At 69.3% G+C, this 22794-nt stretch carries 22 protein-coding genes; 14 read left to right on the top strand and 8 right to left on the bottom strand.

The features are described from left to right. The 10 genes from ABDW61_RS25555 to ABDW61_RS25510 all read left to right on the top strand — a co-directional run. The coding region (locus ABDW61_RS25555; RefSeq protein WP_343642823.1) for a citrate/2-methylcitrate synthase at positions 1-725 on the top strand (725 nt) is incomplete at its 5' end. Between the two features lie 237 nt (positions 726-962). Continuing rightward, a complete protein-coding gene (locus tag ABDW61_RS25550) occupies positions 963-1979 on the top strand; it encodes a LacI family DNA-binding transcriptional regulator (RefSeq protein WP_343642821.1) in 1017 nt (338 codons plus the stop codon). Beyond that, complete coding sequence (locus tag ABDW61_RS25545; RefSeq protein WP_343642820.1) at positions 1976-2977, top strand: ribokinase; 1002 nt, start codon at positions 1976-1978, stop codon at positions 2975-2977. Before ABDW61_RS25550 ends, ABDW61_RS25545 begins: the two co-directional genes overlap by 4 nt. Before the next feature lie 20 nt (positions 2978-2997). Then, positions 2998-3978 (top strand): nucleoside hydrolase, encoded by a 981-nt coding sequence (locus ABDW61_RS25540; protein ID WP_343642819.1) that lies wholly within the window; start codon positions 2998-3000, stop codon positions 3976-3978. A gap of 39 nt (positions 3979-4017) precedes the next feature. Continuing rightward, entirely contained in the window at positions 4018-5340 is a 1323-nt protein-coding gene (locus ABDW61_RS25535; RefSeq protein WP_343642817.1) for a TRZ/ATZ family hydrolase, read from the top strand. A 106-nt stretch (positions 5341-5446) separates the two neighbouring features. Next, positions 5447-6592 carry an ABC transporter substrate-binding protein gene (locus ABDW61_RS25530; protein ID WP_343642815.1) on the top strand — a complete coding sequence of 382 codons (1146 nt, stop codon included), beginning with the start codon at positions 5447-5449 and terminating at the stop codon, positions 6590-6592. A 350-nt stretch (positions 6593-6942) separates the two neighbouring features. Beyond that, entirely contained in the window at positions 6943-7221 is a 279-nt protein-coding gene (locus ABDW61_RS25525; protein ID WP_343642814.1) for a hypothetical protein, read from the top strand. 106 nt (positions 7222-7327) lie between these two features. Next, on the top strand, positions 7328-7996 hold the full coding sequence (locus ABDW61_RS25520; RefSeq protein ID WP_343642813.1) for a response regulator transcription factor: 669 nt from the start codon (positions 7328-7330) through the stop codon (positions 7994-7996). Next, positions 7989-10115 (top strand): hypothetical protein, encoded by a 2127-nt coding sequence (locus tag ABDW61_RS25515; RefSeq protein ID WP_343642812.1) that lies wholly within the window; start codon positions 7989-7991, stop codon positions 10113-10115. Before ABDW61_RS25520 ends, ABDW61_RS25515 begins: the two co-directional genes overlap by 8 nt. Positions 10116-10192: 77 nt before the next feature. Further along, positions 10193-11251, top strand: coding sequence for a hypothetical protein (locus ABDW61_RS25510; RefSeq protein ID WP_343642811.1), 1059 nt, complete (start codon positions 10193-10195; stop codon positions 11249-11251). Positions 11252-11267: 16 nt separating this feature from the next. On the opposite strand, the gene ABDW61_RS25505 is transcribed toward ABDW61_RS25510, so the two are convergent. Continuing rightward, entirely contained in the window at positions 11268-11789 is a 522-nt protein-coding gene (locus tag ABDW61_RS25505) for a peptidylprolyl isomerase (protein WP_343642809.1), read from the bottom strand. A 146-nt stretch (positions 11790-11935) separates the two neighbouring features. On the opposite strand from ABDW61_RS25505, the gene ABDW61_RS25500 reads away from it, so the two are divergent. The 3 genes from ABDW61_RS25500 (at position 11936) to ABDW61_RS25490 (ending at position 13948) form a co-directional block, all read left to right on the top strand. Then, on the top strand, positions 11936-13009 hold the full coding sequence (locus ABDW61_RS25500; protein ID WP_343642824.1) for a cupin domain-containing protein: 1074 nt from the start codon (positions 11936-11938) through the stop codon (positions 13007-13009). Between the two features lie 59 nt (positions 13010-13068). Then, a complete protein-coding gene (locus ABDW61_RS25495; RefSeq protein WP_343642807.1) occupies positions 13069-13590 on the top strand; it encodes a hypothetical protein in 522 nt (173 codons plus the stop codon). Positions 13591-13747: 157 nt separating this feature from the next. Beyond that, on the top strand, positions 13748-13948 hold the full coding sequence (locus tag ABDW61_RS25490) for a hypothetical protein (RefSeq protein ID WP_091724179.1): 201 nt from the start codon (positions 13748-13750) through the stop codon (positions 13946-13948). A 248-nt stretch (positions 13949-14196) separates the two neighbouring features. On the opposite strand, the gene bamC is transcribed toward ABDW61_RS25490, so the two are convergent. The 7 genes from bamC to ABDW61_RS25455 form a co-directional block, all read right to left on the bottom strand. After that, positions 14197-15357, bottom strand: coding sequence for an outer membrane protein assembly factor BamC (gene bamC / locus ABDW61_RS25485; protein ID WP_343642806.1), 1161 nt, complete (start codon positions 15355-15357; stop codon positions 14197-14199). Between the two features lie 86 nt (positions 15358-15443). Next, positions 15444-16325, bottom strand: coding sequence for a 4-hydroxy-tetrahydrodipicolinate synthase (gene dapA / locus ABDW61_RS25480; RefSeq protein WP_343642804.1), 882 nt, complete (start codon positions 16323-16325; stop codon positions 15444-15446). 62 nt (positions 16326-16387) lie between these two features. After that, the gene (locus tag ABDW61_RS25475; protein ID WP_343642802.1) at positions 16388-17035 is read right to left on the bottom strand and encodes a class I SAM-dependent methyltransferase; all 648 of its coding nucleotides are present in this window, start codon (positions 17033-17035) and stop codon (positions 16388-16390) included. An 8-nt stretch (positions 17036-17043) separates the two neighbouring features. Then, on the bottom strand, positions 17044-17847 hold the full coding sequence (locus ABDW61_RS25470) for an SDR family oxidoreductase (RefSeq protein WP_343642800.1): 804 nt from the start codon (positions 17845-17847) through the stop codon (positions 17044-17046). A gap of 22 nt (positions 17848-17869) precedes the next feature. Further along, a complete protein-coding gene (locus tag ABDW61_RS25465) occupies positions 17870-18001 on the bottom strand; it encodes a hypothetical protein (RefSeq protein ID WP_343642798.1) in 132 nt (43 codons plus the stop codon). A gap of 67 nt (positions 18002-18068) precedes the next feature. After that, positions 18069-19289 carry an MFS transporter gene (locus ABDW61_RS25460; protein ID WP_343642797.1) on the bottom strand — a complete coding sequence of 407 codons (1221 nt, stop codon included), beginning with the start codon at positions 19287-19289 and terminating at the stop codon, positions 18069-18071. A 34-nt stretch (positions 19290-19323) separates the two neighbouring features. Beyond that, positions 19324-20769 carry an amidohydrolase family protein gene (locus ABDW61_RS25455; protein WP_343642795.1) on the bottom strand — a complete coding sequence of 482 codons (1446 nt, stop codon included), beginning with the start codon at positions 20767-20769 and terminating at the stop codon, positions 19324-19326. Between the two features lie 271 nt (positions 20770-21040). On the opposite strand from ABDW61_RS25455, the gene ABDW61_RS25450 reads away from it, so the two are divergent. Next, positions 21041-22794 (top strand): DNA topoisomerase IV subunit B (locus tag ABDW61_RS25450; RefSeq protein ID WP_343642793.1); only part of this gene is annotated, 1754 nt, incomplete at its 3' end.

The raw sequence follows: 22794 nt of genomic DNA, 5'->3' as shown, positions 1-22794 counted from the left end.
TCTCGTACGCCGGCAACTTCATGCGCATGATGTTCGCCACGCCCTGCGAGGAGTACAAGCCCAACGACGTGCTGGTGCGCGCGATGGACCGCATCTTCACGCTGCACGCGGACCACGAGCAGAACGCCTCGACCTCGACGGTGCGGCTGTGCGGCTCGTCGGGCACCAACCCGTTCGCCGCGATCGCGGCCGGCGTGGCCTGCCTGTGGGGCCCGGCGCACGGCGGCGCCAACGAAGCCGCGCTGAACATGCTGGAGGACATCCAGAAGAACGGCGGCGTGGCCAAGATCGGCGACTTCATCAAGCAGGTCAAGGACAAGAACAGCGGCGTCAAGCTGATGGGCTTCGGCCACCGCGTCTACAAGAACTACGACCCGCGCGCCAAGCTGATGCGCGAGACCTGCCACGAAGTGCTGAACGAACTGGGCCTGCACAACGACCCGATGTTCAAGCTGGCGATGGAGCTGGAGAAGATCGCGCTGGAAGACGAATACTTCGTCGCCCGCAAGCTCTATCCGAACGTCGACTTCTACTCGGGCATCGTGCAGCGCGCCATCGGCATCCCGGTGCCGCTGTTCACGGCGATCTTCGCGCTGGCCCGCACGGTTGGCTGGATCGCGCAGCTCAACGAGATGATCGGCGACCCCGAGTACAAGATCGGCCGTCCGCGTCAGCTGTTCGTCGGCGCCACCAAGCGCGACGTCAAGCCGATCGCCCAGCGCTGATCGCGTGAGGGTCGAACCGGTCCGCGGACCGGTGCCGACACAACAAGCCCCTGCGCCGCGGCCCAGGGGCTTTTTTCATGCGGCCGCACGCTGTTTCCGCACGCGCCCCCGGCGATTCGTCCCGAGCGCTCCGTGGCTTCCCGGGCCTCGATGCGATCAAGCTTGGGGTATGCTCTGCAAACGTTTGCAATTGACCGAACCACCTAGTTTGGCAGGACCAGGGGACCGAATCTACCGATGAGCACCATCAAGGATGTGGCCGCGCTGGCGGGGGTGTCCTTCACCACGGTGTCGCACGTGTTGAACAACACGCGCCCGGTGAGCGCGGAGGCCCGCGCGCGGGTGCTGGCGGCGGTGGAGGAGATCGGCTACCTGCCCAGCGCGGTGGCGCGCTCGCTGCGGCGCAGCGAGACCAAGATCGTCGGCGTGCTGGTGCCCAACGTGCGCAATCCCTTCTTCGCGGAACTCGTGGTGGGCGCGGAGGAGTGGTGCCGGCAGGCCGGCTACTCGGTCTTCCTCTGCAACTCCGACAACGATCCCAAGCATCAGCAGGCCTACCTGCGCACGCTGCTCGAGAAGCGCATCGATGGCCTGCTGCTGAGCTCCGCCGGCGACACCGAGGCGCTGGCCGGCACTTTCCGCCACGCCAGCGTGCCGGTGGTGACGGTGGACCGCCTGGTGCCGGGCGCGCGCGCGGACCGCGTCAGCGTCAACAACCAGCTGGGCGCCTTCGAGGTCGTGCGCCATCTGCTGGAGCTGGGCCATCGCCGCATCGGCTGCGTCAGCGGCCCGGCCGAATTTGAAGTCACCACCGAGCGCGTCGCCGGCTGGCGCAATGCGCTGCAGCAGCGCGGCCTGGAGGCCCGGCCCGAATGGCTGGCCGAGAGCGACTTCAGCACCGCTGGCGGCTACGAGGCCGTGAAGGCGCTGTTGCGCCGCCAGCCCGAGCTGACTGCGGTCTTCACCTGCAACGACCTGATGGGCATGGGCGCGCTGCGCGCCGCCGCCGAACTGGGCCTGGCCGTGCCGCGCCAGCTCTCGGTCGTGGGCTTCGACGCGATCGAGCTCGGCAGCTACGTCTATCCCGCGCTGACCAGCGTGGGCTGCTCGATCCGCGACCTCGGCCGGGAGGCCGGCCGCGCGCTGATCGAGCGCATCGAGAATCCCCAGGCGCCCTACAAGGACCTGCAACTCGTGCCGCAGGTCGTGCTGCGCGAGAGCACCGCGGCGCCGTCGTCTCCGGAGCATTCATGACCTCAGCAAAGGCTGCGGCCACCGTGGTGGTGGTGGGCAGCGTCAACATGGACCTCGTGGCCCACGCCGCGCGGCTGCCCGCGCCGGGCGAGACCCTGATCGGCGACGCCTTCGCCGGCACGCCCGGCGGCAAGGGCGGCAACCAGGCGGTGGCCGCGGCGCGGCTGGGCGCAGAGGTCGCGCTGATCGGCCGCGTCGGCATGCGCCAGCATGGTCAGGACCTGCTCAAGGCGCTGGAGGCCGAACGCGTGCACACCGCCGCCATCCGCCGCGACGACGCGGCCTGGCCCGGCGTGGCCGTGATCATGGTGGCGAGCGAGGGCGGCGAGAACGCGATCGTCGTCGTGCCCGGCAGCAACGCCGACCTGGACGGCGCCGACGTGGAGCAGGGCGCGGCGCTGCTGCGCCAGGCGCGGGTCGTCGTCGGTCAGCTGGAGGTGCCGGTGCCGGCCATCCAGCGCGCCTTCGAGATCGCTCGCGAGGCCGGCGTCACGACGGTGCTGAACGCCGCGCCGGCGCAGGCGCTGCCCGCCGCGCTGCTGGCGCTGAGCGACTGGCTGGTCGTCAACGAGACCGAGGCGCTGCAGCTCGCGCGCGCGGTGTCGCTGCCCGGCGATGCCGATGAACTGACCATCGCCCGCGCCACCGCCGCGCATCTGCGCACGCTGGGCCCGCGCCACGTGCTGGTGACGCTGGGCAGGGCCGGCGCCTGGCTGCTGTGCGACGCGCATCCGGACGGGCTGCACCTCGGGGCCTCGCGCGTCGAGGCGGTCGACACCGTGGGCGCGGGCGACACGCTGGTGGGCGGGCTGGCCGTCGGCCTGGCCGAGGGCCTCGCGCCCGCGCGCGCCGCCGCGCTGGGCCAGTCGGCCGCCGCGCTGGCGGTGAGCCGCGCCGGCGTGCAGCAGGCGATGCCGCACCGCTCCGAGCTGCCCGAATTGCCCGAGCTCGCCACGCTGGTGGCGAACGCGGCACACTCGGCCCTCGGCAACCCCTGACCCTGGAGCGCAGTAGTCCCATGGACAGCAAGAACGCGGCCTCTGGCCGCATCCCGGTCCTCTTCGACACCGACCCCGGCATCGACGACGCGCTCGCGCTCGCGCTGCTGGCCTGCCACCCGCGCTTCGAGCTGCTGGCCGTCACGACGGCCTTCGGCAACGCGCCGGTCGAGATCACCACCCGCAACGCGCGCGGCCTGACCGCGCTCTATCGCCAGGACATCCCCGTGGCCGCCGGCGCCGCGGGGCCGCTGCGCGACGAGCGCCGCCGCAAGGACGCGACCCACGTGCATGGCGATGACGGCCTGGGCGGCATGAGCGCGCAATTGCCGGCGCCCACGCGGCCGCTGGATCCGCGCCCGGCGCATCAACTGATTTGCGAGCTCGTCAACGCGCGGCCGGGCGAGATCACGCTGGTGGCCGTGGGCCCGTTCACCAACCTCGCGCTGGCGCTGGCGCACGACCCGTCGATCACGGGAAAGGTGAAGCAGGTCGTCGTGATGGGCGGCGCCTTCGGGCTGCGCGGCCACGGCGGCAACGTCACGCCGGTGGCCGAGGCCAACATCATGGCCGACCCCGAAGCCGCCGACCGCGTCTTCACCGCGGCCTGGCCGGTGACCATCGTCGGCCTGGACGTCACGCAGGAAGTGATCATGCGCGAGTCCGCGCTCGAGCAATTGCGCGGCCGTGGCGATGGCGCCGGCGAGCTGCTCTGGCAGGCCACGCGCCACTACCAGCAGTTCTACGACGCGCGCGACGGCATCGGCGGCATCTACGCCCATGACGCGAGCGCCGCGGCCATCCTGCTCGTGCCCGAGGCCTTCACGCTGCGCGCCGGCCCGGTTCGCGTCGTGCTGGAAGGCATCGCGACCGGCCAGACCATCCAGGACTGGCGCGGCGAGCATGGCAGCGGCACGCCCTGGAGCGGCCACCCGGCGCAGCAGGTCTGCGTCGAGGTCGACGCGGCGCGGGTGCTGGCGCTGTTCGACGAGATTTTCTGAACCTTTGATCCGGGCCCGTGAGGCCGTGAGGAGAACCCCATGACGACCCAAGCCGTGAAGCTGCTGTTGCCCCGCTGGCTGATCACCATGACGCCGGACAGCCCCGTGCTCGAGCAGCACGCGCTGGCCATCGAGGGCGAGCGCATCGCCGCCGTGCTGCCGCGCGAGGAGGCGCTCCAGCGCTACGCCGATGCCGAGCGCGTCGAGCTCCCGCACCACGTGCTGATCCCCGGCCTGATCAACGCGCACACGCACTCGGCGATGTCGCTGCTGCGCGGCGTCGCGGACGACCTGGCGCTGATGGACTGGCTCAACAACCACATCTGGCCGCTGGAGCGCCAGTGGGTCAGCGAGGACTGGACCTACACCGGCTCGCTGCTGTCGGCGGCCGAGGCCATCCGCGGCGGCGTGACCTACCTCAACGACATGTACTTCTTCCCCACCGCGATGGCCCGTGCCGCGGTGGACAGCGGCATCCGCGCCGGCGTGTCGATCAACGTCATCGACTTCCCCACCGGCTACGCCGCCAACGCGCAGGACTACATCGCCAAGGGCCTGGCCGCCTACGAGCAGTTCAAGGGCGAGCCGCTGCTGGACTGGACCAGCGCGCCGCATGCGCCCTACACGGTCTCCGACGAGACCTTCATCCAGTTGCGCGAGCTGGCCGAGAAGTACGACCTGCAGATGCACTGCCACATCCACGAGACGCAGGATGAGATCGACGGCAGCCTGAAGCAGTACGGCGAGCGCCCGCTGGCCCGCCTGCACAAGCTGGGCCTGCTCAACGCGAAGATGATCGCCGTGCACATGGTCCATCTGAACGGCGAGGAGATCGACCTGGTCGCGAAGCAGGGCGTGCACCTGGTCCACAACCCGAGCTCCAACCTGAAGCTGGCCTCGGGCGTGGCGCCGGTCAAGGCGCTGGAGGCGGCCGGCGTCAACACCATCCTGGGCACGGACGGCGCGGCTTCCAACAACCGCCAGGACATGTTCAGCGAGATCCGCGCCGCCGCGCTGCTCGCCAAGGGCGTGAGCGGCGATCCGCTGACGGTCTCCGCGCGCACCGCGCTGGAGATGGCCACCGTGCGCGCCGCCAAGGCGATGGGCCGGGCCCGGGACCTGGGCACGCTCGAGGCCGGCAAGCTGGCCGACGTGGTCGCGGTGGCGCTGGACTCGATCGAGTGCCAGCCGGTCTATCACGCCGATGCGCAGCTCGTTTATGTCGCGGGGCGTGAACATGTCACGGACGTCTGGGTGGGCGGGCGGCAACTGCTGTCGAATCGCAACGTTCTGACTTTGGACACCCCGGCGCTGCTGGGCCAGGTCCAGGACATCGTCGCTAAGATGCGCGCCGGACGCTGATCCCCCTGAACGCGGGGGAGGGCGCCGAGGGGCCGGCGCCCATCCGCGCGCCGGCGTGCAGGAGACACGGCCGGCCGCTACCCGCGCACCGGCGGGACAGACCACCATGAGCAAGCCTTCCTGGAGCCGGCGCCTGAGCCGGCTCGCCGCTTCCGCCACCGCCGCGCTGGCCTTCGGCCTGGGCACCGCCGCCCACGCGGACATCCTGATCGGCCAGACGGCCGGCTTCACCGGCCAGGTCTCGGCCAGCGTCAAGGAACTGACGCTCGGCGCCCGGCTCTACATCGACCACGTCAACGCCACCGGCGGCGTCAACGGTCAGAAGATCGACCTGCAGTCGCTGGACGACGGCTTCGATCCCAAGCGCGCCGCGGCCAACGCGCAGACGCTGATCGACAAGGGCGCGGTGGCGCTGTTCCTGACCCGCGGCACGCCGCACACCCAGGCCGTGATCCCGCTGCTGGAGAAGGCGCAGGTGCCGCTGGTGGCGCCCTCGACCGGCGCGATGCTGCTGCACAAGCCGGTGCCGCCCTATGTCTTCAACGTGCGTTCGACCTACCAGCGCGAGGCCGAGCGCGCCGTCCAGCTGCTGCTGGAGATGGGCAACACGCGCATCGCGCTCGTCCAGGTGAACGACAGCTTCGGCGCCGACGGCGTGGCCGGCGCGATGCTCGGCTTCGCGGACCGCAAGGCCAAGCCGGTCGCCCACTTCAGCTTCGACCGCGAGAAGCCCGATGTCGCCGGCGTGGTCAAGCAGCTGATCGCGGCCGATCCGCAGGTGGTGCTGGTGATCGCGTCGCAGCAGATCACCGCCGACACGATCAACGGCCTGCGCGCCGCCGGCTCGCGCATCCTGGGCGCGACGCTGTCGAACAACGCCTCCAACGGCTTCGTCCAGCTGCTGGGCCAGAACGCCGCGGGCGTCATCGTCTCGCAGGTGTTCCCGAGCGAGCGCAGCACCAACCTGGCGATGGTCCGCGAGCTCACCGACCTGGTGAAGGCCAAGCCGGCCGAGAGCGGCGGCCTGGTCACGCCGGCCATGATGGAGGGCTTCGCCAGCGCGAAGGTGCTGGTCGAGGGCCTCAGGCGCGCCGGCAAGGACGCGTCGCGCGCCAGCCTGCTGCGGGCGCTGAACGGTATGTCGCGGTATGACCTCGGCGGCATGGAGTTGAATTTCAGCCCCACCGACCATACCGGCACCAATTACGCGGACATCGCCATCATCGATCCGCGCGGGAAATTCCTGCGCTGACACGCGAATTTCCGTTTTCTCCAGGAACGGGCGCCTTCGGGCGCCCGTTTTTGTTTTCCCTCATGGCTGGACCGGTCGAACGGGGCTTGCGGCGCTGGTTTATCGCGACTGAGTCCGGGCAATTGGCGCATTACTGCGGATTGCTCAATGACACCCGCTTCGCGGGTTGACAGTCGGATCGACGGTGCCGCCTTTCGGTATGCGGTTGCTCGTGTTCGCATTTCAGGAAATTCTCGCTTCGGATTTCCAGAAACTAGCAATTCCAAGTCGATCCACACATTAATGAGTGATTAGCAAACTGATCGCGGTGGATGACACTGCCTCCCGAAGTTTGCGAATGAATTGATGCCATGAGAAACATCTATGCGGTCTCGATCGGCCTGACGCTGGCGGGTGCGGGCTGTCTTCTGATTGACCGGGCCGACCCGCCGGCGTCGGGCCATCACACATTTGAACTTACTGGAATTGGTTATCTGCTGGTGAGCGGGGGCTTGATACTGCTCATCACCTGCCTGGCGGCCAGCGCCGATGAATGGGTCAAAGCCCGATGGGGCCGGGCGTCCACCCGGTCGCCGGTGGAGGCGGGCGCGGTTCGCCGGGAATCCTCGCCCCCCACTGAATCCTGTTAGCTGGCGTTTTTTGGTTTACTTGCTTCGGTGATTGTCCGATTCCTCTCTCTCGCGAAACTGTGTCCGCCCTCGGGCAATGGGAAAACGAGCGAGAAGGAGCCAACGAATGAGTATTGCCGTCGTGATCATCGAAGACGATCCGGCCGTCATGAAAAGGCTGGTGGACGTGATTTCGAACAGCAGCTTCTGTGAGGTTGTCGGCATCGCCAAGAATCGCGGCGAGGCCATCGCCGCGATCCTGGCGAACCGCGCCGACCTGTATGTGGTCGATCTGGGATTGCCGGACGTCGACGGTGTCGAATTGATCCGGTTGATCAAGGACAAATGTCCGGAATCGCGCAGCGTGGTCGTCAGCACCTTCGGCGACAGCAAGCATGTGATGCGCAGCCTGCGCGCCGGGGCCAGCGGCTATCTGCTCAAGGACGAGATCCAGCCGGCGATGGTGGACAAGCTGGTGAGCGCCCATAACGGCCAGGCGCCGCTGAGTCCGGCGGTGGCGCAACTGGTGGTCGACCGGATCACGATGCTGGAGAACAACGAACGCCCGCAGGTCGACCGCCAGAAGGTGCTGCGGGAACTCGGCATGGGCGAGCGCGAGTGGGAGGTGTTGCACCACCTCGTCGAGGGGCTGCCCATCGTCGAGATCGGCCGGCGCCTGAGCATCTCGCATCACACCGTCAACCAGCATCTGCGCAGCGTGTACCGCAAGCTGGGCGTGAAGTCGCGCGCGATGGCGGCCAACGCGGCGCGGCTGCATGGGCTCATCGATGAATAGTCCCCGGCGCGGCTCGCTGAAGACGGTGTTCTTCTGGCTGACCTTCTCGATCCTGTCGGTGCTGGTGATCGCCACCAGCAGCCTGGCGACGCGGGTCTACCGCGTGGAGGCGGCCCAGGACCTGGAGATCGTGGCCGCCGGCGCCGATTCGCGCGACGCCGGGCCGGAGGCGCCCCGCCTGCGCGGACGCCGGCTCGTCGACGAGCCGCGCATCGCGCTGCCCGACGTGCGCGACCTCAGCCAGGCGCCCGGGCTGAAGCGGGCGAGACTGCGCATTGACCTGGACCGCTTCCTGGCCCGGCCGCTGCCCTGCTGCCAGAGCCCGCGCGCGGGCGCCCGCATTCCCGGCGCCAGCCTGCTGATCAGCCAGGCGCTGGACGGCATGGATGTCTATCTGAACGGCGTCTGGGTGGCCGGCCTCCCCAAATCCAATGCCGAAACGCGCTACAAGTGGTACCGCCCGCTGCAGGTGCCGCTGGCGCGGCGGCTGCTGCGGCCCGAGGGCAACCAGCTGACGATCGAGCTCACGACCTGGGATCCGTATCTGCAGCTCGCGCCGGTCTACATCGGCGATCTGGCGACGGTCTCCTACATCTTCGAGCTGACCAGCTTCATCGGCTCGTCGCTGGCCAACGCCTCCAACGTCTTCTGCCTGCTGGCGGGCATGTTCATGCTGGGGGCCTGGCTCGCCAGCCACAAGGACGGCGCGGTGTTCCTGCACGCGGGCGCGACCACGGTGCTGTGGTCGGTGCTGTTCACGCTGATCTTGCTGCCCTACGTGCCGGCGGCGCTGATCCCGCTGTGGACCTGGGCCCAGTACGCCTGCCTGGGCGGCGTGGTGGCGGTGCTGACGCTGTTCATCTTCGCCTTCGTGGGTGAGCCGCTGGGCCGCGCGGGGCGGGTGGCGCTGTTCAGCGCGGCGTCGTTCGCGGCGCTCGCGTATCCGGTGCTCGGGACGCGCGGCCGCGAGTGGCTCGACGTCTACTGGCTGCCGGTGCTGCTGGTCTTCCATCTGTTCGCGTGCTCGCGGCTGACGCTGCATGTCGCGCGCACGCGCTCGCGCACGGCGATGTCGCTGCTGTTCCAGTCGGTGCTGGCCCAGGTGTTCGCGCTGCGCGACCACAACGCGGTGGTGCAGCTGATCCAGTTCCCGATGTCCGACGCCGGATGGGCGCTCTCGCACCTGCTGGTGACGCCGATCTTCCTGAGCCACCTGAGCGTGCCGCTGCTGCTGTTCGTCGTCGCGCAGATCCTGCTCACGAAGTTCCAGACGAACGTGAAGCGCATCCGCGACCACAACCGCATCCTCAGCGACACCCTGCAGCAGCGCGAGCGCGAATTGCTGGTCAGCTACAACCGGCAGCGCGAGATGGAGAACGAGGCCGCGGCGCAGGGCGAGCGCGACCGCATCTACCGTGACCTGCACGACGGCATCGGCTCCAAGCTGGTGACCACGCTGTTCAGCGTGCGCGATCGCGACATCGACCACGAGCGGCTCGAGCTCCGGCTGATGGACGCGCTCAAGGACCTGCGCGAGATCATCTCGGTCACCGAGGTGCAGGAGCAGCGCACCATCCACGACATCCTCTTCACCTACTGCAGCAACCTGGACGAGGCGCTGTCGCGCGCCGACTTCCAGATCGAGTACGACGTCCCCGACGGCCCCGAGATCGTGCTGATGGACCGGCTGGCGAAGGAGGTGATGCGCATCGTCGAGGAATCGGTGGCCAACACGATCAAGTACGCGCGTGCGAGCCGGCTGTCGATCCGCATGGCGGTCCCGCAAGACGAGCGGCTGGAGGTGCAGATCGAGGACAACGGCCAGTCCAGCGAGGCGCAGCGCGATGCGCCGGCGGCGGGCGCAGGTGCCGACACCGACACCGACACCGACATCGATCCGCAGCCGGGCGGCGACACGCCGCTGTCCGGCGGCACCGGCCTGGAGGGACTGCGCCGGCGGGCCGCGCGCATCGGCGCGGCGTTCCAGTTCGAGCGCACCGCGCAGGGCGCGAGGACGGTGCTGGTGCTGCCGCTGCTGGCGCCGGCCGGCGAGGAATCCGCAAACGAGTCGGTCGGCGACTGTTCCCAGTCGGGCGCGGACGCATTGCCACTGAGCTGAGCCATCGAACGCCGGCGCGATCCTGGAAATACTGACTGCCCGCCCGACACCCCGGGTCTGTCGTCGATGTCCAGGTCATGCACTCATCCCGTTCTTCCCGTGGCGGCGTCTCGCTGGCCCGGCTGCTGGTCCAGCCCGAATCCACCTGCTTCCGTTTCGCGCGCCAGCCGGTCATCGATGGTTCCGTCGAGCCGATGGGCACGGAGCTGTGCTTCCGCTGGAGCGAGCGCCTGCGCCGCACGCCACCGCCCAGCCCCTACGCGACCAGCCTGTTGCTGAGCCAGGCGCTGCTCGACGGCGGCCTGGTGCACCGGCGGCCGGGATGCCTGTTCATCGAGATGGATGCGGTGACGCTGCTGAGCCCGATCGCCGACGTGCTGTGCGGAGAACTCGGCGCGATCCAGCTGCCAGCGGGCGTGCCGGTGCAGGAGGCGACCACGCGCCGCGTCGCGCAGCTGCACGCGCGGGGCTATCGCTTCGCGCTCGCGGGCGTCGCCGCGCCGGACGATCCGCGCCTGAGCTGGCTGCCGATGCTGTCGTTCGTGAAGCTGGACGTGTCGCTCGCGCCGGTGAGCGCCTGGGCCGCGGTGCAGGAGCGGGTGAGGCGGGGGCCGGCCGTCCTGATCGCGGATCAGTTGACCGAGCCGGGCGACTACCTGCGGCTGAAGGCGCTCGGGCTGCGCTACTTCCAGGGTGAGCTGCTGATGCCGCCGCAGGAGGAGGCGCCGCGCCCGCTGCCGAACTGCGATCTCGACACGCTGCAGCGCCTGTTCCGGCTGGCGCGCCAGGGCGCGCCGCATGAGGCGCTGGCGATGACCGCCGCGGCCGATCCGGCGCTGGTGATCCGCTTGCTGATGCTGCATCGCCTGCACGCGCACGGGGCGACGCCTCGGACCTTGACCGACACGGTGGCCGCGTTGCCGGAGCCGGTGCTCATCGGCTGGTTGCACGTGCTGCGCAGCAGCACCTTCGACCTGGGACCGAACAGCCAGAGCTGGTCGCATGCAGTGCGCGAGCAGATCTACAACTACCGCGCGCGGCTCATCGGTGCGCGGGTGTGCGACAGCCCGGCGGAACTGGAGGCGAAGGTGTTCGATCTGTATCGCCGGCTGTGCTCGCGCGACGCGCTGACGTGAAGATCGCGCTCAGCGCTCAGTGGATCGGCTCGCCGGGGCCAGGGCCGGCGGCGATGCTCAGGCCGGAGTCGCCCAGCGTGCCGGCCTCGATCTCTTCCTCGGTGGCTTCGCGCACGTCATGCACCGTCACGTGGATCCGCAGACCGACGCCCGCCAGCGGGTGATTGCCGTCCAGCACGACGTGCTCCGGATAGACCTCGGTCACCGTGTAGATGCGGTCGGCCGGCATGTCCGGCGTTGATGCGCCTTCGGGCAGGCCCTCGAACTGCATGCCGACGTCGACGTTCTCCGGGAGCACCTCGCGCGGCTCGAAGCAGACCAGGTCGCTGTCGTAGTCGCCGAACGCGTCTTCGGGCTCCAGCGCCACGCTGACTTCGTCGCCAGCGACCTTGTCGGCCAGCGCTTCCTCGACCTTCGTGAACAGGTCTTCGCCGCCGTAGAAGAACTCCATCGGCGGGTCCAGCACCTCGACGGATTGGCCTTGGGCGTCCTCGAGTCTCCAGGTCAGGGAGACGACGCAGGGGGCAGTGATTTGCATCGCGCGATTCTCTCAGACAATGCGCGCCCATGACCTCCACGTCCAAGACCCCCACGAAGGCCGCGACGGCTTCCGCCGCGCGCGCCGCGGGCCTGGCCATCGACGCCGCGTTGCCGCTGCTCGGTGGCCTGAGCCCGGCCCAATTCATGAAGCGCCACTGGCAGAAGCAGCCGCTGCTGGTGCGCCAGGCGCTGCCCGGTGTGCAGCCACCGATCGACCGCGCCGGCCTGGCGCGCCTGGCCGCCAGCGATGAGGTGGAGTCGCGCCTGGTCTCGCGGCAAGAGGGCGATCGCTGGACGCTGCGCCAGGGACCGATCGCGAAGCTGCCCGCATGGAGCAAGCCGCAGTGGACGCTGCTGGTGCAGGGGCTGGACCTGCATGTCGAGGCCGCGCATCAGTTGCTGAGCCAGTTCCGCTTCGTGCCGGAGGCGCGTCTGGACGACCTCATGCTGTCCTATGCGAGCGACGGCGGCGGTGTCGGCCCGCATTTCGATTCCTACGACGTGTTCCTGATCCAGGTCAGCGGCAAGCGGCACTGGCACATCGGCCGGCAGGGCGTCGCCACCACCGGCGAGTTGCGCGACGACGTGCCGCTCAAGGTGCTCGCCGACTTCGCGCCGGAGCAGGACTTCGTGCTGGAACCGGGTGACATGCTCTATTTGCCGCCCGGCTGGGCGCATGACGGCGTGGCTGTCGGCGGAGACTGCATGACGGCATCGGCCGGATTCCGCTCGCCCTGGCGCGGCGAACTGGCCAATGAACTGCTGGTGCGCCTGACCGACGTCGAGGAAGCGCCGCGCGGCGACCGGATGTACGCCGACCCCAGGCAGCCGGCGACGAGCGAGCCGGGCCGGATTCCGGAGGCGCTCACCGCGTTCGCGCGGGAGGCGGTGCTGAAGGCGGTCGCCGAGCCGCTCGCCCTGGAGCGCGCGCTCGGCGAGGCGCTGACCGAGCCCAAGCCCCGCGTGTTCTTCGAGCCGGGCGAAGCCTTGCCGCCGGGCGTAGGCGCGCGCCTGAGCCCGCGCTCGCGCATGATGTACGACGCGGCGCACGTGTTCATCAACGGCCAGTCCTTCCGCGCCGGCGGCCGCGACGCCACGCTGATGCGCCGGCTGGCCGACGGGCGTGCGCTGTCCGCCGCCGACGTCGCGCGCTTGAGCGAAGGGGCACGCGACCTGCTGGATCAATGGACCGAGGACGGCTGGGTGCTGCCCGCCTGACCTCGCTTGCCCTCGTTCCGGCCTCGTCACGAATCACCAGGATGCATCAGGAGCCCGCCATGTCTTCGGAACCCGCGATCCCGGACGCCCTCAAGCCAGGACTCATCGAGTCCGCGGAAGAGGTCCGGCAAATGCTGCGGCAAGCGCTGCTGCTGGCCGCGGAGCAGGGCGGCCGCGAACAGTGCTGGCTCGCGCCGGATTTCAGCGCCTGGCCGCTGTCCGATCCGGCTCTGCTGGACGCCCTGCGCCGATGGTCGCTTCCGCACCGCCGGCTGCGGCTGCTCGCCGCCGACTACGAAGCGGTGCGCCGCGTCCATCCGCGTTTCGTCCAGTGGCGTCAATTGCACGATCACGTGGTCCAGGCGGGCGCCTACGATCCGGCCGACCTGCTGCAGCGCAGCACCCCTTCGCCTCAGGCGCTGCTGCTGGCACCCGGATTGCTGACGTTCACCGTGTGGACGCCGGCAAGGGCGTCGCTCTCACTGCGCGACACCCGCGAAGAAGCCATGGCGCACGAGTGGTTTGACGCTATTGAGCAACGTTCTGCCCCTTCGTTCGCCAGCAGCACCCTAGGCTTGTAAGGAGATTACAAACTGGTGGCTATAATTGCTGGCTAGGCGAGGGAAGCGCTCGAGGTTTCTCGCGTCTTGGTCTGCTGAAGTTCGTACTCGTACTCTGGTACGACTTCATTAATTACCGGTAATTGATTGTTCGTCTAAAAGTTACTTGAGGACAAGTATGAAAAAGTCGATCCTGATGGCCTCCCTGCTGGCCGCTGTTGCACTGACCGCTTGCGGCAAGAAGGAAGAAGCCGCGGCTCCCGTGGCGACGCCCGCTCCGGAAGCTTCGGCTCCCGCCGTTGAAGCCTCGGCCCCGGCCGTTGAAGCTTCGGCTGCTGCCTCGGACGCTGCTGCTCCCGCTTCGGCCGCCAGCAACTAAGACGATCTCTCGTCCCGAAAAAGCCGCATGGGTTCGCCCATGCGGCTTTTTCTTTGCTGGTGTGTTTCTGATGAGATCCCCGCCCGCATCCCCATCCCGCATGGCGCTCTCTCATTTCGGGGTGGGCTGGTATTTGACTGGATACTCCCCTTCAGAAAATGCCCAAGAAAAACGCCACCCGAAGGTGGCGTTTTGTTTTGCGCAAATCCGCAATTCGATGGCGTGCGACACGCCATCAAAAGCCGGCCTCAGCGCACGTCTTCCATCAGCAGTTGCAGGATGCGCTTGGCCATCTCGTTGGTCTGCTGCTGACCCTTGTCGTCCAGGACCATGACGGTCGACTTGCTGGCGTCCGATTTGACCGACACGCGATAGCGGACGGCGCTGGACGCGCTGGTCGCGCCGAACAGGCGTTGGAAGAAGTTCGGCTCTTCCTTGCCGGCCTGGTTGGGGTCGGCGTAGCGCAGGAAGAACAGCCCTTGCTTGCGGTCGCGGTCCTCGATCGTGAAGCCGTGGCGGTCCAGCGACTGGCCGACGCGGCGCCAGGCGCGGTCGAAGTCCTCGTTGATCTGGAGCTGGTCCGGCACGTCGGCCAGCGAGCGCGGCACCTTGCCGCTCGGCGTGTCGGCGAGCGCCGGCGCCGGCTGCTGCGCCGTGGCGACCATGGTCTTGGCGTCTTCTTCCTTGCCGCCGAGCTTGAGCATCAGGCGCGAGGTCATTTCGGCCTCGAGCTCCGGATCCGAGGGCCGCGGCTGCCAGCCGGTGTCGTCGCGCTGCGAGTTCGTGTAGACCTCGACCAGGCCGCGATGCGTCACGTAGATGTCGGTGCCGCCCTGTTCATTGCGCTCCAGGCGGGTGCGGTACTTGTCGCGCTCGCCGGTGGAGTACAGCGAATCGAGCAGGTTGCCCAGCGTCTTGCGGATGAAGTCCTGCGGCAGCTTGGCCTTGTTCTCGGCCCAGTTGGTCTCCATCAGGCCGACGTTCTGGTCTTCGGTCTCGAGCGTGAAGCCCCGGTCCTGCCAGAAGGCCTTGATCTGCGGCCAGAGCTGCTCGGGCGGCAGCGGGCTGTGCAGCCAGCGGGCGTTGCCCAGGCGGTGGAACTCGATCGAGCCGGCCTTGTCCAGCGCCACCGGGGCGGCGGCCGTCGTCGCGGCGCGCTGCGCGGCGTTGGGCTGGCTGGCCATCTGCGCGGCGCTGATCGGGCCGGCCGGGCGGTTTTCCTTCGGGAGCTGGGTCAGGTCCGGCGGCACGTCCAGGCCGGTGGTCTGCTTGGCCTGGGTGCGGTAGTCGACCTTGTCGCCGGAGGTCATGCTCTCGAACGTGCTGCACGCCGTCAGCGAGGCCAGCGCCATCAGGCAGGCCACGCGCACCGGGGTGGAGGCGCCGTTTTCAGAAAGGGGACGAGTCACGCTGGGGATCTCCGAGGTAGGTCACTGCGGCCCGCGGCCGCTGGGAAGAAAGGGATCGTGCCGCCGGCCAGGCCGGCGCGCGGTGATTAGAGCAGGCCGGCCTCGCGCAGGGCGCCCTCGACCTGCTGCTGGCCGGCGGCCGTCAGCGGGGTCAGCGGCAGGCGCAGGTGGTTGCCGCAGCGGCCCAGCTTGTTCAGGGCCCACTTGGTCGGGGCGGGGCTGGGCTCGCAGAACAGCTGCTTGTGCAGGGGCAGCAACTGGAAGTGGAGGGCGGTGGCCTCGCGCGCGCGGCCTTCGATCGCGGCCATGCACATCTCGTGCATGGCCTTCGGCGCGATGTTGGCGGTGACGCTGACCGAGCCGTGGCCGCCCATCAGCATCAGCGCGATGGCGGTGCCGTCGTCGCCGGAATAGATGCGGAAGCCCTTGGGCGCGTGCTTGATCAGCCAGGCGGCGCGCTCGATGTTGCCGGTGGCCTCCTTGATGCCGAACACGCCGGGCAGCGAGGCGCAGCGGATCGTGGTCTCGGGCGTCATGTCCGCGACCGTGCGGCCGGGGACGTTGTACAGCATCATCGGGATGTCGACCGCCTCGGCGATCGCCTTGAAGTGCTGGTAAATGCCTTCCTGCGACGGCTTGTTGTAGTAGGGGACGACCGACAGCGTGGCGTCGGCGCCGACCTGCTTGGCGAAGCGGCTCAGCTCGATGGCCTCGGCCGTGGCGTTGGCGCCCGTGCCGGCCAGGACCGGCTTGCGGCCCTTGACGTGCTCGACGGCGACGCGGATGACCTCGCGGTTCTCTTCCATCGAGACGGTCGGCGATTCGCCCGTCGTGCCGACCACGCCGATGACGTCGGTGCCCTGGTCGATGTGCCAGTCGATCAGGCTGCGCAGCCCATCGAAGTCGATGCGGCCGTCTTCGTGCATCGGCGTGACCAGCGCGACGATGCTGCCAACAATTGCGTTCATTGAGGATTCCTCGTGATCGGCGGATTCTACTGAAGCGCCGGGGCGCTTCCGGGGCTCGGCGCTCAGCGCAGCGGGAAGCGCGGGTAGACCCCAGGCGCCGCGCCGGGCGCCGGCGGTTTTTCGCGAACGGCAGCAACGCGCTGGACATGGCGGCCGTTGACGCTGCCGTCCCCGGGGGCGATCGCGCCGGTATCGAGGAAGCCGTCCTCGTAGGCCACCACGCGCAGCCCGGCGGCGGCCGTGAGCAGTTCGCCGGGGCGCAGCAGGAATTCGGGCCGCGCGGGCCGGCCGATGCTCTGCTGGCCGTGGGTAAAGGTTTCGTAAATCAGCCAGCCGCCCGGCGCGACGGCCGCGACGATGCGCGGCAGCAGCGGCCGCCACAGGTAGTTGGTGACGATCACGACGTCGAAGACGCGGTCCGCCAGCGGCCATGGGCCCTGCTCGAGGTCGGCCTCGATCAGCTCGACGCGCCCGGACACGCCCGCGAGTCCCGCCAACGCCGCCGCGTCGCGGTCCACGCCGGTCACCGCGACGCCGTCGCCGGCCAGCAGCCGCAGATGGCGGCCGGCGCCGCAGGCCAGGTCCAGCGCGGTGATGCCGGTGCCGCCGCCTTCGCGTTCGCGCCAGGCCTGCGACCAGCGCAGCACCCAGTCGCTGGGGAATCCGGCGCCATGGCCGCGCGCGGGCGCGTCCAGGTGCCACAAGCTCATGTCCACGTTCATGCCGGACGCTGTTCCTTCTTGAGGGCCTTCATGGCCATGCGGTCGACCATGGCCGGGGCCAGCAGCTTCAGCCAGCGGCCGAGCTTGCCCTTGGTGGTCATGACGATGTCGCGCTCGCGGGCCAGGGTGCCGTCGAGGATCAGCCGCGCGCATTCCTGGACGGTCATCGCGCCGCGTTCGTCCAGGCTGCTCAGGCCCGAGGCCTGTCCCTGCGCGTTGAAGCCGCGATAGCGGATCTGGGTGTCGACCACGCCGGGATAGGCGATGGTGACGCTGACGCCATGCGCGGCGACCTCGGTGCGCAGCGCCTCGAAGAACCCGGTCATCGCGAACTTGCTGGCGGAATAGGCGGTGCGGCCGGGGATGCCCAGCAGCCCCGCGAGGCTGGAGACCGCGACGATGCGGCCCTTGCTGGCCTTGAGCGCGGGCAGCGCCGCCTGGGTGCACCAGGCCGAGCCCCACAGGTTGATCTGCATCAGGCGCTGGTACCAGGCCAGGTCCTTGACCTGGTCGAACAGCGCATGCGCCGACATGCCGGCGTTGTTGACCAGCACGTCGATCGCGCCGAAGGCGCCGAGCGTGGCGCGCACCAGTTCGCGGCAGTCCTCCTGCGACTCGACGTCGCAGCGCTGCACCAGCGTGCGGGCGCCCAGCGCTTCGCAGTCCGCGGCCACCTTCTCGAGCTTGTCGACGCTGCGCGCCGCCAGCACCAGCGACAGCTTGACGCCCTCGCGCCGCGCCCATTGGCGCGCGAGTTCGGCGCCGATGCCATCGGACGCGCCGGTGATGATCACGACCATGTTGTCTCCGTTCCCCTTGTCGTCAGAAGCAGGCCCACAGCGCGTCGCCCAGCTGCTGCATCAGCGAGGGCTGCGCATAGGACAGGAACACCAGCGCGAGCACCGCCAGCGCGGCGGCCCATCCGGCCAGGCGCCAGAGCCGGCGCCGCGTCATGCCGTCTGCCCCATTCGCGCCCGCACCCGTGGCCGCATGATTGGCTTGCGCTATTCGCCAGCGGGCATCAGGCCGCGGCCGGCGCCGCGCGGCGCGTGATGGCCGATTCGCGCACCGGCAGGTTGGCCAGCATCGCCATCACGCCCAGCGCGATCGCGAGGTACCAGACCACGTCGTAGGAGCCGGTCGCGTCGTAGAGCTTGCCGCCCAGCCACACGCCCAGGAAGCTGCCGATCTGGTGACTGAAGAACACGAAGCCGCCCAGCATCGACATGTGCTGCACGCCGAAGATCTGAGCCACGATGGCGTTGGTCGGCGGCACGGTGGACAGCCACAGCACGCCCATCACCGCCGCGAAGACGTAGACGCTGGCCGGTGTCAGCGGCACGTTGAGGAAGATCGCGATCGCGATCGAGCGCAGCAGGTAGATCGACGAGAGCAGGTAGCGCTTGGGCAGCTTCTGGCCCAGCGTGCCGGCGGCGTAGGTCCCGAAGACGTTGAACAGACCGATCAGCGCCAGCGCGTTGGTCGCGACCTGCGGCGTCAGGCCGTGGTCCTTCAGGTAGCTGGGCATGTGCACGCCGATGAACACGACCTGGAAGCCGCACACGAAGTAGCCCAGCATCAGCAGCTGGAAGCTGCGGTAGCCGAAGGCCTCGCGCAGCGCCTGGCCGATGCTCTGATGAGGGCCGCCGTGGGCGGCGTCGCGGGCCGGCTCGCGCAGGCCGATGGCCAGCGGGATGATCAGGCAGGCGGCGATCGCCAGCACGAACAGCGCGTTCTGCCAGCCGCTGTAGCCGATCAGCCAGTTCTCGACCGGCACCATCAGGAACTGGCCGAAGGAGCCCGCTGCCGCCGCGACGCCCATGGCCCAGGAGCGGCGCTCCGGCGCGACGTTGCGGCCGATGACGCCGTAGACCACGGCATAGGTGGTGCCGGACTGCGCCAGCCCGATCAGCAGCCCGGCGCTGCCCAGGAAGCCGGCGGCGGTGGAGGACACCGCCATGAGCGCCAGTCCGGCCGCGTAGAGCAGCGCGCCGGCGATCAGCACCCGCATCGCGCCGAAGCGGTCGGCGAGCATGCCGGCCAGCGGCCCGGCCGCGCCCCAGGCCAGGTTCTGGACCGCCAGCGCCAGCGAGAAGGCCTCGCGGGTCCAGCCGCGGTCCATCGTGATCGGGGTCAGCCACAGGCCGAAGCCGTGACGGATGCCCATCGACAGGGTGACGATGGCGGCGCCGCAGATCAGCACCTGCCGCATCGACAGCGTGCGCGTGGGGGAAGGGGACATCGGGATCGCGCTCATCCGGCCAATGTAGCGGCGACTACCGGGTGCCGGATCGCGATGCGGGTTTCCCCGAACTCTTCTTTGCTGACTTCGACGCCGGCTTCTTGCCGCCCGATTTCTTCTTCGACGAGGCGGACGAGTTCAGCGCGTTGTTCTCCTCGCCGGCCGTGGCGGCGACGTCCTCGAGCTGCGTCAGCACGCGTCCCTGCTTGATGCGCAGCAGCGGCTTGTCGAGCGCGGCCAGGTCCTCGAGCGGATTGCCGGCCAGCACCAGGAAGCTGGCTTCGCAGCCGGGCTGGAAGCAGCCCAGCTTGCGCTGCGGGAACAGCGCGCGCGGCGTGTCGACGCTGGCCAGGCGCAGCAGCGCCGCCTTGTCGAGCACGCCCAGCTGGTCCAGGTGGTGCAGTTCGTTCAGCGCATTGCCGGTGAACAGGTCCGAGCCCACCAGCAGCCGCGCGCCGGCCGCCTTCAGGCGCTCCAGGTTCTGCTTCTGCACCGCCTCGATGCGCGCGAGCAGCTCCGGCGCCGGCTGGAACAGCTGCGTCGCGGCGGTGGCGGTGATGATGCCGACCTGCTTCTGCGCGGCCAGCGCGGCGATCTCCGGCGGAATCAGGTGGGTCTCGGGCTCCTCGCCGTGCTGCGGGAAGTAGCCGGGGAGTTCCGCGATGAAGTCGGCGCCGGCGCGCACCGCGGCGGCGAAGTCGGCGGCGCTCTCGATGTGGACGACGACGCGCCGCTGCTCGGCGTGCGCGCGGCGGACCACCTCGGCCACCACCTCCGGCGTCACGCCCAGTCTGCCGCGCAGCTCCGGCTGCTGGCGCAGCTCGGGGCGCTCGTGGTAGCTCATGATGACCTTCACCAGGTCGCTGTGGCGGCCGGCGATCAGCGGCCACTTCTGGCCGACCTGCTCGGGCGTGTCCATGATCAGCACCGCCTTGTCGACGATCTGGTCCAGCGCCATCGGCGGCGTGCCGGACTGCAGCATCGCCAGCGGCTGGCCGTCGGACGAGGTGATGCAGGCGGTGGCGAAGAGCACGTCCGGCGTCTCGGCCTGCGCGACGCGGGCGCGGATCGGGTCGATGGCGGCCGGGTCTGCGCACAGCATCGCGGCGTAGAAGACGCCGTCGCGCAGATAGTCCTGGCCGAACTTGTCCAGCCCCCAGGCGCCCTGCAGGTTGTGGTTGTGCGCGTCGGCCAGCGGCGCGACCAGCGTCTGGCCGCGCAGCTCCAGCAGCCGGTTGACCTTGCGCGGGCGCTTCTCGACGAAGCGGCCGTCCTCGACATAGAGCGAGCCGGACTGCAGCTTCTCTCCGTCGAACCAGCGCGCGTGGCGCAGTTCCATCGCCATCTCGGGGCTGGCCTTGTAGTTGTCGGCCAGGGCCGGGCTCACCCCGAGGAGGGTGGCAAGCGCCACGGTCAGGGGAGCGGGCAGGCGGCGCAGGAGATGGAGCGGACGCAGGAAACGGATCAGGGGCAGCGACATCGGACCGGCGGATTCGGTGCCGCGCGGGCGCGGCGAGCGGACAAGCGGCGGATGCTACGACAGCGCCCGTTGGCCTTTGGTGCTCCATCGGTAACTGGAGGTGCCGCGGCGGGCACCGCCGTGCGGTCAGCGCGCGCGGGGCTCAGGGAAAGCCCTCGGGTGGCGGCCACCCGGACGGCCGAAGGGCCATCCCCCGGGGATTCCCCCATGGGAGCGACTGCTGCCATGGCGCATCCGGGAGCGTCATCGGCGCTGCATAGAATCCCGCCCCATGGCAACCAAAGCAGTTACTTCTCCCGGCAGCTACGGCGAAGGCTCCATCCGCGTCCTCAAGGGGCTGGAGCCGGTCAAGCAGCGCCCGGGCATGTACACCCGCACCGACAACCCCCTGCACATCATCCAGGAGGTGATCGACAACGCGGCGGACGAGGCGCTGGCCGGACACGGCCGGCGCATCGCCGTCATCCAGCACACCGACGGCTCGATCACGATCGAGGACGACGGCCGCGGCATCCCCTACGGCCTGCACCCCGAGGAGGGCGTGCCGGTCGTCGAGATCGTCTTCACGCGGCTGCACGCCGGCGGCAAGTTCGACAAGGGCGCTGGCGGCGCCTACAGCTTCTCCGGCGGCCTGCACGGCGTCGGCGTGTCGGTGACCAACGCGCTGGCCAAGCGGCTGCAGGTGACGGTCTACCGCGAAGGGCAGGTCGCGACGCTGGCCTTCTCCGGCGGCGACGTCGTCGAGCCAGTGGCCACGCGCAAGGCCGACCTCAAGGCCGGCGACCGCAAGCAGGGCACGACGGTGCGCGTCTGGCCCGATGCCAAGTACTTCGAGAGCGCCGACCTGCCCAGGAACGAGCTGGTCCACCTGCTGCGCTCCAAGGCCGTGCTGATGCCCGGCGTCACCGTGACGCTGACGCAGGAGAAGAGCGGCGAGACGCAGACCTGGACCTACAAGGGCGGCCTGCGCGACTACCTGATGCAATCGCTGCCGGCGGATCCGCTGATCCCGCTGTTCGAGGGCGAGCAGTTCGCCACCGCCTCCGAAAGCGAGAACTTCGCCGAGGGCGAGGGCGCGAGCTGGTGCGTGGCCTTCACCGAGGAGGGCCAGGTCATGCGCGAGAGCTACGTCAACCTGATCCCGACGGTGGCCGGCGGCACGCATGAATCGGGCCTGAAGGACGGCCTGTTCGGCGCGATCAAGGGCTTCATCGAGATGCACGCGCTCGCGCCCAAGGGCGTCAAGCTGATGGCGGAGGACGTGTTCTCGCGCGCCAGCTTCGTGCTCTCGGCCAAGGTGCTGGACCCGCAGTTCCAGGGGCAGACCAAGGAACGGCTGAATTCGCGCGACGCGTTGCGGCTGGTGTCGGCCTTCGTCAAGCCGGCGCTGGAGCTGTGGCTCAACCAGCATGTCGAGCACGGCAAGAAGCTGGCCGAGCTGGTCATCAAGCAGGCGCAGACGCGCCAGCGCGCGGCGCAGAAGGTCGAGAAGCGCAAGAGCTCCGGCGTGGCCGTGCTGCCCGGCAAGCTGACCGACTGCGAGAGCACCGACCTGCTGCACAACGAGCTGTTCCTGGTCGAGGGCGACTCGGCGGGCGGCTCCGCCAAGCTGGGGCGCGACAAGGAGACGCAGGCCATCCTGCCGCTGCGCGGCAAGGTGCTCAACGCCTGGGAGGTCGAGCGCGACCGGCTGTTCGCCAACAACGAGATCCACGACATCTCGGTGGCCATCGGCGTGGACCCGCACGGCAAGAACGACGAGCCGGACCTGTCCGGCCTGCGCTACGGGAAGATCTGCATCCTCTCGGACGCGGACGTCGACGGCGCTCACATCCAGGTGCTGCTGCTGACGCTGTTCTTCCGCCACTTCCCCAAGCTGATCGCCACCGGCCATGTCTACGTGGCGCGGCCGCCGCTGTTCCGCGTCGACGCGCCGGCGCGCGGCAAGAAGCCGGCCGCCAAGCTCTACGCGCTGGACGAGGGCGAGCAGGCCGCGATCCTGGACAAGCTGCGCAAGGAAGGCGC

The organism is Roseateles sp., assembly GCF_039595595.1.
Lineage (GTDB): Bacteria > Pseudomonadota > Gammaproteobacteria > Burkholderiales > Burkholderiaceae_C > Roseateles.
This window is presented reverse-complemented; position numbering and strand designations above follow the sequence as displayed.

What these genes read in the sequence shown, in the direction of transcription:
- ABDW61_RS25550 (WP_343642821.1), top strand. Translation starts at nt 963, where the DNA reads ATGAGCACCATCAAGGATGTGGCCGCGCTGGCGGGGGTGTCCTTCACC.
- ABDW61_RS25545 (WP_343642820.1), top strand. Translation starts at nt 1,976, where the DNA reads ATGACCTCAGCAAAGGCTGCGGCCACCGTGGTGGTGGTGGGCAGCGTC.
- ABDW61_RS25540 (WP_343642819.1), top strand. Translation starts at nt 2,998, where the DNA reads ATGGACAGCAAGAACGCGGCCTCTGGCCGCATCCCGGTCCTCTTCGAC.
- ABDW61_RS25535 (WP_343642817.1), top strand. Translation starts at nt 4,018, where the DNA reads ATGACGACCCAAGCCGTGAAGCTGCTGTTGCCCCGCTGGCTGATCACC.
- ABDW61_RS25530 (WP_343642815.1), top strand. Translation starts at nt 5,447, where the DNA reads ATGAGCAAGCCTTCCTGGAGCCGGCGCCTGAGCCGGCTCGCCGCTTCC.
- ABDW61_RS25525 (WP_343642814.1), top strand. Translation starts at nt 6,943, where the DNA reads ATGAGAAACATCTATGCGGTCTCGATCGGCCTGACGCTGGCGGGTGCG.
- ABDW61_RS25520 (WP_343642813.1), top strand. Translation starts at nt 7,328, where the DNA reads ATGAGTATTGCCGTCGTGATCATCGAAGACGATCCGGCCGTCATGAAA.
- ABDW61_RS25515 (WP_343642812.1), top strand. Translation starts at nt 7,989, where the DNA reads ATGAATAGTCCCCGGCGCGGCTCGCTGAAGACGGTGTTCTTCTGGCTG.
- ABDW61_RS25510 (WP_343642811.1), top strand. Translation starts at nt 10,193, where the DNA reads ATGCACTCATCCCGTTCTTCCCGTGGCGGCGTCTCGCTGGCCCGGCTG.
- ABDW61_RS25505 (WP_343642809.1), bottom strand. Translation starts at nt 11,789, where the DNA reads ATGCAAATCACTGCCCCCTGCGTCGTCTCCCTGACCTGGAGACTCGAG.
- ABDW61_RS25500 (WP_343642824.1), top strand. Translation starts at nt 11,936, where the DNA reads ATGAAGCGCCACTGGCAGAAGCAGCCGCTGCTGGTGCGCCAGGCGCTG.
- ABDW61_RS25495 (WP_343642807.1), top strand. Translation starts at nt 13,069, where the DNA reads ATGTCTTCGGAACCCGCGATCCCGGACGCCCTCAAGCCAGGACTCATC.
- ABDW61_RS25490 (WP_091724179.1), top strand. Translation starts at nt 13,748, where the DNA reads ATGAAAAAGTCGATCCTGATGGCCTCCCTGCTGGCCGCTGTTGCACTG.
- dapA (WP_343642804.1), bottom strand. Translation starts at nt 16,325, where the DNA reads ATGAACGCAATTGTTGGCAGCATCGTCGCGCTGGTCACGCCGATGCAC.
- ABDW61_RS25475 (WP_343642802.1), bottom strand. Translation starts at nt 17,035, where the DNA reads ATGAGCTTGTGGCACCTGGACGCGCCCGCGCGCGGCCATGGCGCCGGA.
- ABDW61_RS25470 (WP_343642800.1), bottom strand. Translation starts at nt 17,847, where the DNA reads ATGGTCGTGATCATCACCGGCGCGTCCGATGGCATCGGCGCCGAACTC.
- ABDW61_RS25465 (WP_343642798.1), bottom strand. Translation starts at nt 18,001, where the DNA reads ATGACGCGGCGCCGGCTCTGGCGCCTGGCCGGATGGGCCGCCGCGCTG.
- ABDW61_RS25460 (WP_343642797.1), bottom strand. Translation starts at nt 19,289, where the DNA reads ATGTCCCCTTCCCCCACGCGCACGCTGTCGATGCGGCAGGTGCTGATC.
- ABDW61_RS25455 (WP_343642795.1), bottom strand. Translation starts at nt 20,769, where the DNA reads ATGTCGCTGCCCCTGATCCGTTTCCTGCGTCCGCTCCATCTCCTGCGC.